Raw genomic sequence first — 16,123 nt, forward strand, 5'->3', positions numbered from 1 at the left:
TGGCAGGGGCCAAACAGGAGTATGCTGCCGCCTTGCGCGGAGAAACTATCTGCTCCATGCCACATTTTCTTGAAGATTGCATATCCCGTATGAGTATTCACGTATGAGCACAGGCACGACCGGAATCGAGTTAAAGACCCAACGCCGCAGCCTGGCTGAATTCGTCGAGCTGGTCTCGTCGATGCGCTTTGCCATCAGCCTGCTGACCCTGATCGCCGTCGCATCGATCATCGGCACCGTGCTCAAGCAAAACGAGCCCATGCCCAATTATGTGAACCAGTTCGGTCCGTTCTGGTTCGCCGTTTTCGACAAGCTGAGCCTGTATTCCGTGTATTCGGCCTGGTGGTTCCTCGTGATCATGGGTTTCCTCGTCGCCTCGACCTCGCTGTGCATCGTGCGCAATGCGCCGAAGATGCTCAAGGACATGCGTAGCTGGCGCGAAACCGTGCGCGAGCAATCGTTGCGCAATTTCCACCACAAGCTGGAATGGCAGGTGCCGCTGCCGCGCGCCGTGCTGGCCCAGCAGATGGTGATGCGCCTGAAAGACGCCGGCTATGCGGCCAAGGTGGTCGAGAAGGACAACGCCACCCTGGTGGCGGCCAAGCGTGGCGCGGCCAATAAATGGGGCTATATCTTTGCCCACGGCGCCATCGTCATCATCTGCGTGGGCGGCTTGCTCGACTCGGAAATGCCGATCCGTGTGCAACAGTGGTTCTTCGGCAAGACGCCATTTGCCGGCAGCGGCGTGATCGCCGACATTCCCGCCCAGCACCGTTTGAGCCTGTCGAATCCTACGTTCCGCGGCAATACCATGATTCCGGAAGGTTCGTCGAGCAACACGGCCATCATTCCCCAGGCCGACGGCGTGCTGATCCAGGATCTGCCCATCACCATCCTGCTGAAAAAATTCCACATCGATTTCTACAGCACGGGCATGCCGAAGCTGTTCGCAAGCGATGTGGTCGTCACCGATCATGAAACAGGGAAAAGTTTCCCAGCGACTATCAAAGTCAACCAGCCGCTGCTGTACAAGGGCCTGGCCCTGTACCAGTCCAGCTTTGAGGATGGCGGCAGCAAGCTCAAGTTGACGGGCTTTCCCATGACGGGCAAGACGACGAAACGTTTCGATATCGGCGGCGAAGTGGGCGGCAGCACGCCGCTCGAGCGCAGCGATGGCAATTCCTACACAGTGGAATGGTCGGGTTTCCGTCCGTTCAACGTGGAAAACCTCAGCGCGGGCCAGGATGTGCGCGCCGTCAGCAAGGCGGAAAGTTTCAACGAGAAATTCTCCGTCGGCCTGGACAAGCGCCTCGGTTCAGCCGCGAAGAACGCGAACAACAAGGATCTCAAGAACGTCGGCCCCTCGGTGCAATACAAATTGCGCGACAAGACAGGCCAGGCGCGCGAGTACCAGAACTACATGCAGCCCGTCACGGTCGATGGCACGACGGTGTTCCTGGCCGGCATGCGCGTCAACCCCAGCGATCCGTTCAGCTATCTGCGCATTCCCGCCGATGACAATTACAGCGTGAACGAATGGATGCGCTTGCGTGCCGCGCTGCAAGATCCGGAACTGCGCCAGCAGGCCGCAACGCGCTATGCGGCGCGGGCCATGCCACAGGCGGGCGCGGAAGCCTTGCGCGGCCAGTTGCAGGAATCGGCCGCGAAAAGCCTCGGCATCTTTGCCGGCAATGGGCAAGAGGGCGGTTTCCTCGCCATTTCGCGTTTCCTGGAGAAAATTCCTGCCGCCGAGCAAGAAAAAGCGGCTGATATCTTTATGAAAATCTTGAATGGCAGCCTGTGGGACTTGTGGCAGGCGGCGCGTGCCCAGGATGGCTTGAAAGCCATCGAGGCCGATGACAAGCATGGCCGCTTCCTGCAACTGGCCACGAATGCGCTGTCCGACAGCTTCTTCTATGGCGCGCCCGTGTATCTGCAACTCGACGACTTCACGGAAATCAAGGCATCCGTGCTGCAAGTGACGCGTTCGCCGGGCAAGAGCGTCGTCTACCTCGGTTGTCTGTTCCTCGTGATCGGCGTATTTTCCATGTTCTATATCCGCGAGCGCCGCCTGTGGGTGTGGATCAAGGATGGCGAGGGCGGCAGCGAGGCCTTGATGGCCATGAGCACGCAGCGCAAGACCCTGGATTTTGAAAAAGAATTTGAGAACTTGAAGGCAAAGCTGCCGCAATCGGCGTAAGCTGCGCTGAGTTGGATTGGCTGAGTTTCGGGACGCTGCGGCGCCGCCGGGAATGGAGAAAATGATGGAATTGGCAAACAAGCAAATATATACGCAGGAACCAGGATTTTTCAAGCGCCTGAGCCTGATCGATTGGCTGTATGGCGCCGGCTTGCTGGCGGCATCCCTGTTCGGCCTGATGCGCTTTGGCGAATTCATGGATATCTATGAAAAAGCCATCCTGCTGGCCGCGGCGCCCACGTTCGCGTGGCTGGGCTGGTACTGGAAGCCCGTGCGCTGGCTGATCCCCGTGGCGGCCGTGCTGTCGCTGTTCGCCATCGAGCTGTATGCGGGCCACCTGGAGATGGCGAACCAGAAATTCTTCCTGAAATATATCTTGTCGAGCCAGTCCGCCATACTCTGGATGGGCACGCTTTTCGTGCTGTCGACCCTGTTCTACTGGATCGGCCTGGTGGCGCGCTCGGAATTCGGCTCGTCCGTCGGTTCCCTGCTGTGCTGGGCCGGCGTCGTGCTGGGCCTGACGGGCATGCTGGTGCGCTGGTATGAGTCTTACCTGATCGGCGCCGACGTGGGCCACATCCCCGTATCGAACCTGTATGAAGTGTTCATCCTGTTTTCCCTGATCACGGCCATGTTCTACCTGTATTACGAGCAGCACTACGCGACGCGCCAGCTGGGCGCCTTCGTCATGCTGGTCATTTCGGCGGCCGTCGTGTTCCTGATGTGGTACACGGTCACGCGCGACGCGGCAGAAATCCAGCCGCTGGTGCCGGCCCTGCAAAGCTGGTGGATGAAGATCCACGTGCCGGCCAACTTCATCGGCTACGGCACCTTCGCCCTGTCGGCCATGGTGGCGGCGGCGTATCTGCTCAAGTCGAGCGGCTATCTGGTTGACCGTTTGCCGTCGCTGGAAGTGCTCGACGACGTCATGTACAAGGCTATTTCCGTCGGTTTCGCTTTCTTTACGGTAGCCACCATCCTGGGCGCCCTGTGGGCGGCCGAAGCATGGGGCGGCTACTGGTCGTGGGATCCGAAAGAAACGTGGGCGCTGATCGTCTGGCTCAACTATGCAGCCTGGCTGCACATGCGCCTGATGACGGGCTTGCGCGGCCGCGTCGCCTCGTGGTGGGCACTGGTGGGCTTGCTGGTGACGACGTTTGCTTTCCTGGGCGTCAACATGTTCCTGTCCGGCCTGCATTCTTACGGAAAACTGTAAAAGTACCCGAGAAAAAGCCCATGGCGGCGTTGCCTTGCCTTGTCGTACTATGCGTACTGCCTGCGGCAAGGCGCCTTGCCCTGAACTTTTTTCGGGCACTTTAGTAACGTTTTTTTTGCATGACAGAAGCGTCATGAACGGCCCGGAAAAACTGGTGTAAGGTATATCCAATCACCTTTTTCCGGAGCCGCCATGTTGATCAAGCGCAGTCCCAACGGCATTGAGTTGCCGTATTCTTCCGAAATCACGCCGCGCGCCGTATTCGAATCGCGCCGCAGCTTCATCAAGCAAGTGGCGCTGGGCTCCGTGTCCAGCGCGGCCTTGCTGGAAATGGCCAGCCGCGAAGCGTTCGCGCAAGCCACCAATCCCAAGCTGGCTGCCAAGCTCAATCCCGCCTATTCCGCGCTGGACAAGCAGACGGCCTATAAAGATGCCACCAGCTACAACAATTTCTACGAATTCGGCACGGACAAGAGCGATCCGGCGCAAAACGCGGGCACCCTGCGCACGCGGCCGTGGACGGTCAGCATCGAAGGCGAAGTCAAGAAGCCGATGACCCTGGACCTCGACGCGCTGCTGAAGCTGGCGCCGCTGGAAGAGCGCGTCTACCGCCTGCGCTGCGTGGAAGGCTGGTCGATGGTGATCCCGTGGGTTGGCTATTCCTTCTCGGAAATCATCAAGAAGGTCGAGCCGACGGGCAATGCCAAATACGTGGAATTCATCACCCTGGCCGACAAGAAACAGATGCCGGGCGTGGGCAGCCGCGTGCTGCAGTGGCCCTATACGGAAGGCTTGCGCATCGATGAGGCGAACCATCCGCTGGCGCTGCTGACCTTGGGCATGTATGGCGAAACCTTGCCGAACCAGAACGGTGCGCCCGTGCGTATGGTCTTGCCGTGGAAATATGGTTTCAAGTCAGCCAAATCCATCGTCAAGATCCGCTTCGTCAAGGAACAGCCGCGCACGTCCTGGAACCTGTCGGCGCCGTCCGAATACGGTTTTTACTCGAACGTGAATCCGAACGTCGATCATCCGCGCTGGTCGCAAGCTTCCGAGCGGCGCATCGGCGAAGACGGTTTTCTCGCGCGCAAGCGCAAGACCCTGATGTTCAACGGCTACAACGATGTCGCTTCCCTGTACGCGGGCATGGACCTGAAGAAGTTCTTTTAAGGAAAGACCATGGCCATCAATCCCACAGCCAGGCAGTTGTCGCTGCTGAAAAGCCTGATCTTTTTGCTGGCGCTGCTGCCGTTTGCACGCATGGTCTGGCTGACGTACACGGGGCAGCTGGTGGAGCCGCTGGAATTCATCACGCGCGGCACGGGCGACTGGACCCTGTATTTCCTGTGCATCAGCCTGGCGGTGACGCCCTTGCGCCGCTTCACGCAGTGGAATTGGCTGATCAAGCTGCGGCGCATGCTGGGCCTGTTCGCCTTTTTCTACGCGGTGCTGCACTTCACGACCTTTTTATGGTTCGATCACTTTTTCGATGTGCAGGAAATGTGGAAGGACGTGCTAAAGCGCCCGTTCATCACGGTAGGCTTTATCGCTTTCGTGCTGCTCATTCCGCTGGCCGTGACGAGCACGAACGGCATGGTCAAGCGACTGGGTGGCAAGCGCTGGCAGTGGCTGCACCGGCTGATCTACATCATCGCGCCGCTGGGCATCTTGCACTTCTGGTGGATGAAGGCGGGCAAGAATAATTTCGCGCAACCGATCGTGTTCGGCAGCATCGTCGCGCTACTGCTGTTAATCCGCGTTTATTTCGCCTGGAGCAAGCGGGAGAAAAGCGCCAGGGCGGCCAAGGCTGCCACCCCGGTACGCTCGGCTTAGGTTGCCGGCACGATCACCGGTGGCGGCGGCACGGGCGCCGGTTCGACGGGGCCTTTGGCTGGCGCGCCTTTGGCCGCGGGTGGCTTGGGCAGGTACAGGGGGCCGGTCTGGCCGCAGCCGGCCAGGACGCTAGAAACCACAATGGCGGTGCCGATATAAAACGCTGAGGATGACTTCACGATTAGAATCACGGTTTGATTAAGATCTTTGGAGTGTAGCATGAGCGAATCGGAATTCCTGGCCCTGGCCGAAGCCACCCTGACCCAGATCGAGGCGGCGCTGGACCGGCTGAACGATGAAGACGTGCTCGACGTCGAATGCAGCCGCAGCGGCAATGTGCTGGAAATCGAGTTCATCGACAACGGCACGAAAATCATCGTCAACAGCCAGGCCCCCATGCGCGAAATGTGGGTGGCCGCCCGTTCCGGCGGTTTCCACTACAAACGCGTGGGCGACGAGTGGATCAACACGCGCGACAGCTCCGAACTGTTCGCGGCCCTGTCGGCCATGGCCAGCGAGCAGGCGGGCGCGCCGGTGGTCCTGAAGTAATTCTGACTGCCGTGGCAATAAAAAAAGGGCAGCCTTTGCAGGCTGCCCTTTTTGCATGAGTACCGTTTAAAACAACTCGTTCTTCACGGCTTCTTTCGCTTTCTCTTCCTCCGGCGTGCCGCGCGCCGCGCCTTCCAGGCTGCCTACGCCCGTGCCCGGTGGATTTTCCGCATAGTAGTACTCGTCGCCCACGTGGATCAGGCCTTCCGGCACGGCGCGTTCCTCGACGGGAATGCTTTTCAGAGCTTTCGCCATGTAGCTGATCCAGATCGGCAAGGCCAGGCCGCCGCCCGTTTCGCGGTTGCCCAGGTTGCGCGGCTGGTCGTAGCCGATCCAGGCGATACCGACCAGCTTGGCCTGGTAGCCGGCAAACCACGCATCGATGGAATCGTTGGTCGTGCCCGTCTTGCCGGCCAGGTCCGGACGCTTCAGGGCCATGGCTTTATTGGCCGTGCCGAAGCGCACGACGTCGTTGAGCATGCTGTTCATCATGAAGGCATTGCGCTCGTCGATGACCCGGTTGGCTTCCTCGCCCGCCAGGTCCGGCTTGGCTTGCGACAAGACATTGCCATCGCTATCGGTGACCTTGGCGATCAGGTACGGGTTGACCTTGTAGCCGCCATTGGCGAACACGGCATAGGCGCCCGCCATCTGCAGCGGCGTCACGTTGCCGGCGCCCAGGGCCAGCGTCAGGTATGGCGGGTTCTTGTCCGCGTCAAAGCCGAAGCGCGTCGCGTATTCCTGGCCATACTTGGCGCCGATCTTGTGCAGGATGCGGATGGAAATCATGTTTTTCGATTTCATCAAGCCCTTGCGCATGGTCATCGGGCCATCGTATTTGCTGTCGTAGTTCTTCGGTTCCCATGCCTGGCCGCCCGTCTGGCCCGCGTCGAACGAGATCGGCGCATCGTTGATGATGGTGGCCGGCGACAGGCCCCGCTCCAGCGAAGCGGAATAGATGAAGGGCTTGAAGGCCGAACCGGGCTGGCGCCACGCCTGCGTGACGTGGTTGAACTTGTTGCGGTTGTAATCGAAGCCGCCCACCATGGCGCGGATGGCGCCGTCGGTGGTGCTGGCCGAGACGAACGCCGATTGCACTTCCGGCATCTGCGTCAAGACCCAGGCATTGCCTTCTTGCATGACGCGGATCACGGCGCCGCGCTTGATGCGGCGGTTCGGCGCCGCTTTTTCCGACAGCCAGGCCGCGCCGAAGGTCAGGCCGGGGCCGGTAATGGTGATTTCCTCGCCGGCCGAGGTGACGGCCTGCAGCGATTTTGGCGAGGCCTGCAGCACCATGGCTGCGATGATGTCGTCGCTGTCCGGATGGTCGGCCAGTTCCGTTTCGATCGCATCGTCCGCTTCGGCCTTGGTTTTCGGAATTTCGATATAGGCTTCGGGGCCGCGGTAGCCGTGGCGTTTCTCGTAATCCATCACGCCCTTGCGCAAGGCGATGTAGGCGGCGTCCTGGTCGGCCTTGGTAATGGTGGTATAGACGTTCAGGCCGCGCGTATAGGTGTCTTCCTTGAATTGCTCGTAGACGAGCTGGCGCGCCATTTCCGACACGTATTCTGCATGCACGCCAAAGGCGCTGCTGTCGGTTTTCACTTTCAGCTCTTCATTCTTGGCTTCCGTGTATTGCTCTGGCGTGATGTAGCCCAGCTGCGCCATGCGCTGCAGAATGTATTGCTGGCGCATGCGCGCGCGTTTCGGATTGACGACGGGGTTGTAGGCCGACGGCGCCTTCGGCAAGCCGGCCAGCATGGCCGCTTCGGCCACGGTCAGGTCCTGGATATTCTTGCCGAAATAGATTTGCGCGGCCGAGGCGAAGCCGTAGGCGCGCTGTCCCAGATAAATCTGGTTCATATACACTTCCAGGATCTGGTCCTTGCTGAGGTTTTTCTCGATCTTCCAGGCCAGCAAGACTTCATACGCCTTGCGTTTCAATGTCTGTTCACTGGACAGGAAGAAATTGCGTGCCACCTGCTGCGTGATGGTCGAGGCGCCTTGCTTGGCGCCGCCCGTCAGGTTGTGCAGGGCCGCGCGCGTGATGCCCTGGTAATCGACGCCGCCATGTTCATAGAAGCGGTCATCTTCGATGGCCAGCACGGCTTTCTTCATGACATCGGGAATATCCTTGATGTGCACCATGTTGCGCCGCTCTTCGCCGAACTCGCCGATCAGCACGCTGTCGGAGGTGAAAATGCGCAGCGGCATTTTCGGCTTGTAATCGGTCAGGGTATCGAGCGCCGGCAGGTTCGGATACGCCATGGCCAGGCCGAATACCACCAGCAGCACGCCGACGACGCCCAGGCCCAGGAACGATACCAGGGCCATCAGCAAAAAGCGTTTGGGTTTGCTGCCCTTCTGGGGCGGTTTCGAGCCAGCGTTGCCAGCGGATTTTGAAGATGTCATGCGTGTCATGTCTTTCAGTAAATTTATGCCGGTCAATTATAAGCGAGCTTGCCGGGGTGGCAGCGCGCTGTGGCGCTTGCCGGGGGAGACAGTCGAAACTTGCCGATACTCTATATAAGCGTGTATTGGCCCGCTGGCAACCAGGATTTGGTAACAATTATCCTGCGCCAGATCACGGCCCTGCCAGATAGGCGCCGCGCGCCGCAGACTCCAGCGTGAAATCCATTTACAAGCCAGCGCTGCCGGGACTAGGCTTTCGGATGGCAGGACCTCCTTCCACGCTGACTTTTCTCTATGAAAAACATGTCCATCAGCAGTTTTCTTGGCACCGGCTTGCTGGGCGTCGACATGGCGGACGATGCCGTGCGCGTGGTCGAGTTGAGGCGCCGGCGGGGGAAACTGTCGTGCCGGCATTACGGCAGTTCTGCGCTGGCCGCAGGAGTGATGTTTGAAGGCAATATCGAAGATCTGCAGGGCCTGGCCGATGCCGTGCGCCAGGCTTATCGCGACAGTGGCAGCGGCTGCACCCGCGTGGCGCTGGCCATGCCGGCCACGGCCCTGATCACGCATGCGATCCGCCTGCCTGCCGGATTGCCGGAGGAGCAGCTGGAAATCCTCGTGGAACTGGAAGCGGCGCAATACATGCCGTTTCCGCTGGAAGACGCCAGCCTGGATTTTGTCATGCTCGGCCCCGCGCCGCCGCTTGCCGGCCAGGCAGGCAGCGAGATCGACGTGCTGCTGGTGGCGGCGCGGCGCGCCAGCGTGCAGCACCGTCTCGATGCGGCCAAGGCGGCCGGCTTGACGCCGGTCATCATGGATAGCGAGGCGCTGGCCTTGCAGGCGGCGCTCGCGCAGGGCGGCTGGCAAGCCTTGTCCGACGGCGGCGTGGCGTACCAGTTGGCCTGGGGCCTGGCCATGCACCGGTACGCCCGATGAAGGCCGTGGCGGAAGTGCCATACATCAACCTTTTGCCGTATCGCCAGGCGGCGCGCCGCAAGCGCATTCAGTGGCTGCTGTGGCAACTGGCCGGCGGGGCGCTGCTGGGATTGCTGCTGGCCCTGGCGGCGGGCGCCTGGCTGCAGCAGCAGCTCGACGCGCAGTTGCGCCGCCAGGAGGACTGGCAACATCGCATGCAGCGAGTCAATGCCGTCCTCGCCGCGGGCAAGCGGGTGCAGGGCGAGACGGCGGCGCTGCTGCTGCGCCAGCAGGCCATTGCCAGTCTGCAAGAGCAGCGCAATGCCTGGGTGCGCATGCTGGCGGCCCTGGCCCAGGCGATGCCGGCTGGCGTGGCCTTGCACAGTGTGCGTCAGGAAACGGCGATGGTGCGCCTGCAAGGGCAGGCCGTGTCGCAGGACAAGGTTGCGGCATTGCTGTTGGCGCTGGCGCAGGCCGCGCCCGGGTCCCGCCCGGAAGTGCTGGAAGTGCGCGGCGCGGCCGATGGCGCCGTGGAATGGACGATACGGCTGGCTTTGGCACCTGCTGGGCAATCTTAGTCGTGGAGGTTGATCATGCTGAGCTTGAAGACCGCATCGCTGTGGCCGTTACCGGCGCGCCTCGCTTGCGCCGCCCTGGCCGGTGCGCTGGTGGCCGCGCTGCTGCACGCCGTGTGGCTGGCTGGAATGATGGCCGCCTTGCAGGCGGCGCAAGGCGAGGAGGGCCGCTTGCGCACCGATTATCTGGCGGCGCAGGCCAGGGCGAAGCAGTTGCCGCAGTGGCGTGCAGAGCAGCGCCAGGCCGGCGCCGAACTGGCCCTGCTGGAACAGCAATTGCCGGACCAGCAAGCAATGGCGGCGCTGTTGACGGACATTAACGCCGCCGGCCAGGCGCGCGGCCTGCAATTTTCACTGTTCAAGCCGGGTGCTGCGCGGCCGCAAGCGCCGTATGTCGCCTTGCCGATCGCCATACAGTTGCGTGGCGGCTACCACGCCATGGGCGCGCTGCTGGCGGACCTGGCGCGCTTGCCGCGCATCGTCACCGTGCATGCGCTGGCCTTGACCCTCGGCAAGGACCGCTTGCTGACCCTTGATGCCGTGCTGCAAGCGTATCGCTTGCCCGAAGCGGGGGAGCTGGCGGCGCAAGCGGCATTGGCGCCCAAGGCGGGCGCGCCCGCAGTGACACCAACTTGGCGTCCGCTCGCCGCTGTCGCGCCGCATCCCTACGAGGCCGCCGCCCTGGCCGACCCTTTTAACGCCTTGCCGCCGGTGTCCGTGTCCGGTCAGCAGGGCGGCGTGGCGGGGCCCGACCCGCGGCGGATGCGCGAACCGCTGGAAAGCGTGGCCTTGCCGGCCATCAGCATGGTTGGCAGCGTGCAACAGGACGGGCGCCTGAGCGCGCTGCTGCTGGCGGGCCAGCGCGTGTACCGGGTGGCGGTGGGCCAATATCTGGGACCGGACCACGGCCAGGTCACGCAAATCAGTGAACAGGCGCTGCAATACAAGGAGCTGCTGCAGGACGGGGGAGGCGGGTGGCGCGAGCGGCGCGGCAGCCTGGCCTTGCAGGTGGCGGGGGCTGCTCCGAAGGCCAGCCTGCCCGAGGCGGCGCCATGAGGCCCCACCGCATGCTCCTGGCCGTGATGCTGTGCCTGCATGCCGGCGGCCTTGCCCAGGAAGCCGTGGTGCAGGTGTCGGCGCCGCGCCTGTATGCGGGCGACAAAATCTCCGTCGATTTCCAGAACGTGGGCGTGCGCGCGGCCCTGCACATCCTGGCCGATGCGTCGGGGCAAAACATCATCGCCAGCGACAGCGTGGCGGGCAATGTGACCGTGCGCTTGCGCGACTTGCCGTGGGACCAGGCGCTCGACGTGCTGCTGCAGGCCAAGGGCCTCGACATGCGGCGCAACGGCAACGTGCTGTGGATCGCGCCGCGCGAGGAAATCCTCGCGCGCGAAAAGCTGGAACTGGAACAGCGCGCGCAGATCGCGGAACTCGAACCGTTGCAGTCAGCCATCTTCCAGCTCAATTACCAGAAGGCCGAAGCGTTCCGCACCGTGTTCGGCCTGGACGCGGGGGAAGGGCGCAGCCGGCTGCTGTCGCGCCGTGGCAGCGTGCTGATCGAGCCGCGCACGAATCAGCTGTTCGTCACCGACGTGCCGGCGCGCCTGGAACAGATCCGCCAGCTGATCGCCAAGACGGATATTGCAACGCGACAAGTGATGATCGAGGCGCGCATCGTCGAGGCGAACGACAGTTTCAGCCGCAACCTGGGCGCGCGCCTGGGTTTTACGGACCAGCGCCTGGCGGCAGGCCAGCTGCCAGGCTTTTCCCTGGGCGGCAGCGGACGCCGCGCGGCTGTCGGCGGCAGCTACCAGGGCGTGGGCGAGGCGACGGGGCAAACGGTGGCCGGCAGCGGCGCTTTCGTGCCGAACACGCAATTCGTCAACTTGCCGGCCGCCAGCATCAATGGCTTGCAGCCGGCCAGCTTCGCCCTGAGCCTGTTTTCGGCGGCCGCCAACCGCTTCCTGAACCTGGAATTGTCGGCGCTGGAAGCGGACGGCCGGGGCAAGATCATTTCCAGCCCCCGCGTGGTGACGGCCGACAAGGTACTGGCGCTGATCGAGCAGGGCATCGAGCTGCCCTACCAGGTGGCCACCAGCAGCGGCGCCACGTCGATCACGTTCCGCAAGGCGAATTTGCGCCTGGAAGTGACGCCACAGATCACGCCGGATGGCAACGTGGTGCTGGAAGTGGACGTCAACAAGGATAGCGTGGGCCAGGAAACCCGTTCCGGCTTCGCCATCGACACCAAGCATGTGCGCACGCAAGTGATGGTGGAAGACGGCGGCACGGTGGTGCTGGGCGGTATTTATCAGCAATCCGAACGGGGCACGGACAGCAAGGTGCCGATTCTTGGCGACATTCCCGTACTCGGTGTTTTTTTCCGCAGCACGGGCCGCAGTCAAGAAAAAACGGAACTAATGGTGTTTATTACGCCGAAAATAGTGGCAGATCGGCCAGCAACACGTTAATGTCACATCTTTACGTTTAAGTAACAATGCAAACGAAAGCGGACTGATGGCGACTATGCGGAATGTATCTTTGAGCAACACTTATTGGAGTCGGGTATCGAATTGGCTGGTCTTGCTGGCGCTGGGCGCCTTGCTGGCCGCATGTGGCGGCGGTGGCGGCGATCCGACCCTGGGTGTCAAGGATGGCGCGAATGCCGGTGTCGGCAGCGTGGTACTGGTGGCTGGCGCAACAACGATTGTGGCATCGGGCGCGGACGGGACGGAAGTCGTGCTGACGGCAGTGGTGAAAAATCCCGGCAATAATGCCATGACTGGCCAGACGGTGACCTTCACCGCCAGTTCCGGCACCATCAGCAACACCAACCGCGTGACAGATGCCAATGGCACGGTGACGGAAAAACTCAGCGTGAAGGGCGATGCGGGCTTGCGCGACATTACCATCAAGGCCAGCAGCGGCGGCGTCGAGTCGGCCCCCGTGGTGGTAAAAGTGGTGCCCGTCACCTCGGGTATTGCCAGCTTGCTGCTGACCTCTTCCGGCGGCACCCTGGCGTCGTCGGGCGGTACCGCCGTCAACATGATCGCCTTTGTCAAAGACGCCAACAATGCCGTTGTGCCCAATGCCAGCGTGACATTCAGTGCCGATTCGGGCGCGCTGGGTGCGACAAAGGTCAATACCAATGCGCAGGGACAGGCGCTGGTCAGCCTGAATACGGGGGGCGACGCCAGCTTGCGCACGATCAAGGTCACGGCCAGCGCAGGCGCGCAGACGGCCAGCACGGACATCGGCGTCAGCGGCACCCGGCTGGTCATCAGTGCCTTTTCGACGGTGAACCTGAAGACGAGCACCGACATGGTGGTCAAGCTGATCGATTCGAGCGGCAATCCCCTCGTTGGCAAACCGGTGACCTTCAGCGCCCGCAGCAATGCCATCACGGTCAAGGGCGGCGGCGCCAGTCCCGCGCTGACGGACAACAACGGCCAGCTGGTGTTGAGCTACAACGCCCAGGCGGGCAGCAGCGACAGCATCAGCGTCAAGGCGCAGGGTGACAGCGTCGTCTTGCCAATTGCAATCAATGCTTCGAACTTCACGATCAATGCCGTGTCGGGTGGCAATGTTGCCTTGACCACCCTGAACACGAACACCTGCTATGCGGTGACGGTGCATAGCGATGTGGCTGGCGTGCCACAAACGGGCAATGTGCGTTTCAGCACGTCGCGCGGCGCCATCTACCAGGACGCGGCCTGCGGCACGCTATTGCAGGCGCCGCTGGCGCTGGTGGGCGGCAATGCCATCGCTTACGTACAGGCCAGCGGCGCCGGCCTGACCGCCCTCACGGCGAAGTATGAAGACAGCGGCGCCTCGGTACAGTCGGAAGTGGAGTTCGTTGCACCACTGACGGCCCAGGCCACGATCAGCCTGCAAGCCGACCCGGCGGTCATCGGCGCCAATACGGCCGGCAGCACGGCGCAGCGCAGCGCCTTGCGCGCCATCGTGCGCGATGGCACGGCGGAAAACAACCTGGTCAAGAATGCACAGGTGAGCTTCTCGATCCAGACCGACGCCAGCAATGGTTCCCTGAGCTCGCCTTCGCTGGTTGCCACCGACAGCGATGGCGTGGCCACGGTCAGCTACATCGCGGGGCAGGGCACCACCGGTGTCGATGGCGTCGTTGTCAAAGCGCAACTGCAGGGTGTGTCGAGCAATGCGGCCACGGTCAAGCTGACGGTGACGAAAAAATCGCTGTTCATCAGCGCCGGCAGCGGCAACGCGCTGGACGCCTCCGACAGCAGCACCTACCGCAAGACGTATAGCGTGTTTGTGACGGACGCCGCCGGCAACCCCGTGCCGGACGTGATCATCACGGCAGCCGCCTGGCCACGCTATTATTACAAGGGTTATCTGCAATACTCTCAGGCTGCCCAGTCGTGGGTGGTGGCAGCCGCGTTGAAGTGCGACAATGAAGACCGGGACCGCAGCGGCACCTTCAATCCGAATAACGACCTCAATCTGAATGGCCGTCTGGACCCGGGCATTCCGCTCAATCTGTCGACCGGCGGCAAGACCGACAGCTCGGGAACGGCGCTCGTCACCCTGACTTATCCGCGTGACAGGGCCCACTGGCTGGACGTCGAATTGACGATTCGCGGCAATAGTTCCGGGACGGAGGCAACTTATGTCGGTTACACTTTGCTTCCGGGGCTGGCCACGGACTTTAACCGCGTGGATATTTCACCGCCAGGCGTCATTAGTCCGTATGGGCAAGCCACTGATTGTCGTAATCCAAATTAACTGTCGCAGCACATGCAAAATCTGTTTTTAGTAGGCCTCATGGGCGCAGGCAAAACCACGATCGGGCGCATCCTGGCCCGCAAGCTGGGCTTGCGCTTTGTCGATTCCGACCACGAAATCGAGGCACGCACGGGAGCGACCATCCCGTGGATCTTTGAAATCGAGGGCGAGGCCAGCTTTCGCCGGCGCGAAGCCGAGGTCATCCGCGACCTGAGCGCCCAGGAAGGCATCGTCATGGCCACCGGCGGCGGGGCCATCCTCAACGCCGACAGCCGCGCCTACCTGAAGGAGCGGGGCACGGTCGTCTACCTGCGCGCCAGCGTCAGCAACATCCTCGCGCGCACCAGCCACGACAAGAACCGCCCCCTGCTGCAGACGGCCGACCCGCGCAGGAAGCTCGAAGAGCTGACGGCGCAGCGCGAGCCCCATTACATGGAAGTGGCAGACATTGTGATCGACACGGGCCGTCCTAACGTACAATCGATGGTTCAGACCATCCTGATGCAGCTGGCCAGCCTCGAATGCGAGGCCTCGCCCAACTGCGTCATTCATGCAGAGCCTTCGATGAACGAGCAATCCAAAATGTTGTTGAGCGTAGACCTCGACGAACGCAGTTATCCGATCGCCATCGGTCCTGGTCTCCTGGCCGACGCCGATGCGCTGCTGCGCCATATCAGCGGCCACAAGGTGGCCATCGTCACCAATACCACCGTCGCGCCGCTGTACCTGGGCCGCCTGCAGGCGGCGCTGGCCAGCGATGGCCGCGAAGTGATCAGCATCGTCCTGCCGGACGGCGAAGAATATAAAAACTGGGCCAGCCTGATGCAGATCTTCGACGCGCTGCTGGCCAATAAATGCGACCGCAAGACCACCCTGGTGGCGCTGGGCGGCGGCGTGATCGGCGACCTGACCGGCTATGCGGCAGCGAGCTACATGCGCGGCATCGGCTTCGTGCAGGTGCCCACCACCCTGCTGGCGCAGGTTGATTCCTCCGTCGGCGGCAAGACGGGCATCAACCACCCGCTGGGCAAGAACATGATCGGCGCCTTCTACCAGCCGCGCGCCGTGATCGCCGATACCTCGACCCTGGAAACCCTGCCGGCGCGCGAGCTGTCGGCGGGCCTGGCCGAAGTGATCAAGCATGGCGCCATCATCGACGCCGCGTTTTTCGACTGGATCGAGGCGAACATGGCCAAGCTGATGGCGCGCGACAAGGGCGCCCTCGCGTATGCGATCGCCCGCTCGTGCGAAATCAAGGCCGACGTGGTGCGCCAGGACGAACGCGAAGGCGGCTTGCGCGCCATCCTGAACTTCGGCCACACCTTCGGCCACGCCATCGAGGCGGGCCTCGGTTACGGCCATTGGCTGCACGGCGAAGCCGTCGGCTGCGGCATGGTCATGGCGGCCGACCTGTCGTGCCGCATGGGCTATATCGACCAGGCTGCCGTCGAGCGTGTGCGCAAACTCGTCGCCGCCGCCGGCCTGCCGGTAAAGGCGCCGGACCTCGGCGTCGAGCGCTGGCTGGAATTGATGGAGGTCGACAAGAAGAACGAGGGCGGCGCCATCAAGTTCATCCTCTTGCAACCGCTGGGCAGCCCGAACATCACGTCCGCGCCCCACGAACTGGTGCTGGCCACCCTGGCCGCCGGAGTGCAATAA

12 protein-coding genes and 1 pseudogene are annotated in these 16,123 nt (G+C 62.3%); 11 read left to right on the forward strand and 2 right to left on the reverse strand.

Features of this window, described 5'->3' with window-relative positions:
* Window positions 1-103 precede the first annotated feature (103 nt).
* From KO538_RS26660 to KO538_RS26675, 4 genes are all read left to right on the forward strand, one after another.
* The gene (locus KO538_RS26660) at window positions 104-2,200 is read left to right on the forward strand and encodes a cytochrome c biogenesis protein ResB (RefSeq protein WP_219330162.1); all 2,097 of its coding nucleotides are present in this window, start codon (window positions 104-106) and stop codon (window positions 2,198-2,200) included.
* Window positions 2,201-2,264: 64 nt separating this feature from the next.
* Window positions 2,265-3,416: a c-type cytochrome biogenesis protein CcsB gene (gene ccsB, locus KO538_RS26665; protein WP_070305283.1), complete on the forward strand. Its 1,152-nt coding sequence runs from the start codon at window positions 2,265-2,267 to the stop codon at window positions 3,414-3,416.
* Window positions 3,417-3,608: 192 nt separating this feature from the next.
* Window positions 3,609-4,586, forward strand: a complete 978-nt coding sequence (gene msrP, locus KO538_RS26670) for a protein-methionine-sulfoxide reductase catalytic subunit MsrP (RefSeq protein WP_219330163.1) — start codon at window positions 3,609-3,611, stop codon at window positions 4,584-4,586.
* A gap of 9 nt (window positions 4,587-4,595) precedes the next feature.
* Complete coding sequence (locus KO538_RS26675) at window positions 4,596-5,249, forward strand: sulfite oxidase heme-binding subunit YedZ (RefSeq protein ID WP_219330164.1); 654 nt, start codon at window positions 4,596-4,598, stop codon at window positions 5,247-5,249.
* Here the strand turns inward: KO538_RS26675 and KO538_RS26680 are convergent.
* On the reverse strand, window positions 5,246-5,428 hold the full coding sequence (locus KO538_RS26680) for a lipoprotein (protein WP_034753244.1): 183 nt from the start codon (window positions 5,426-5,428) through the stop codon (window positions 5,246-5,248). The two genes, KO538_RS26675 and KO538_RS26680, sit on opposite strands and share 4 nt — an antisense overlap.
* A gap of 40 nt (window positions 5,429-5,468) precedes the next feature.
* On the opposite strand from KO538_RS26680, the gene cyaY reads away from it, so the two are divergent.
* A complete protein-coding gene (gene cyaY, locus KO538_RS26685) occupies window positions 5,469-5,798 on the forward strand; it encodes an iron donor protein CyaY (protein ID WP_034753246.1) in 330 nt (109 codons plus the stop codon).
* 66 nt (window positions 5,799-5,864) lie between these two features.
* Here cyaY and KO538_RS26690 read toward each other — a convergent pair whose 3' ends face one another.
* A complete protein-coding gene (locus tag KO538_RS26690; protein ID WP_219330165.1) occupies window positions 5,865-8,210 on the reverse strand; it encodes a penicillin-binding protein 1A in 2,346 nt (781 codons plus the stop codon).
* Between the two features lie 303 nt (window positions 8,211-8,513).
* Between KO538_RS26690 and pilM the strand changes: the two genes are divergently transcribed.
* The 6 genes and pseudogenes from pilM to aroKB all read left to right on the forward strand — a co-directional run bounded on the left by pilM (window position 8,514) and on the right by aroKB (window position 16,123).
* On the forward strand, window positions 8,514-9,146 hold the full coding sequence (pilM, locus tag KO538_RS26695; protein ID WP_070305287.1) for a pilus assembly protein PilM: 633 nt from the start codon (window positions 8,514-8,516) through the stop codon (window positions 9,144-9,146).
* A gap of 5 nt (window positions 9,147-9,151) precedes the next feature.
* Window positions 9,152-9,703, forward strand: a complete 552-nt coding sequence (locus tag KO538_RS29780) for a PilN domain-containing protein (protein ID WP_219330166.1) — start codon at window positions 9,152-9,154, stop codon at window positions 9,701-9,703.
* A gap of 15 nt (window positions 9,704-9,718) precedes the next feature.
* Window positions 9,719-10,756: a pilus assembly protein PilP gene (locus tag KO538_RS26705; RefSeq protein WP_219330167.1), complete on the forward strand. Its 1,038-nt coding sequence runs from the start codon at window positions 9,719-9,721 to the stop codon at window positions 10,754-10,756.
* 92 nt (window positions 10,757-10,848) lie between these two features.
* A pseudogene (locus tag KO538_RS26710) lies at window positions 10,849-12,174 on the forward strand (type IV pilus secretin PilQ); the annotation flags it as partial.
* 70 nt (window positions 12,175-12,244) lie between these two features.
* Window positions 12,245-14,464 (forward strand): Ig-like domain-containing protein, encoded by a 2,220-nt coding sequence (locus tag KO538_RS26715; protein WP_257620604.1) that lies wholly within the window; start codon window positions 12,245-12,247, stop codon window positions 14,462-14,464.
* Between the two features lie 39 nt (window positions 14,465-14,503).
* The gene (gene aroKB, locus KO538_RS26720; protein WP_166446223.1) at window positions 14,504-16,123 is read left to right on the forward strand and encodes a bifunctional shikimate kinase/3-dehydroquinate synthase AroKB; all 1,620 of its coding nucleotides are present in this window, start codon (window positions 14,504-14,506) and stop codon (window positions 16,121-16,123) included.

Origin of the sequence: Janthinobacterium sp. NKUCC08_JDC (assembly GCF_019345575.1) — a bacterium.
Lineage (GTDB): Bacteria > Pseudomonadota > Gammaproteobacteria > Burkholderiales > Burkholderiaceae_D > Janthinobacterium > Janthinobacterium aestuarii.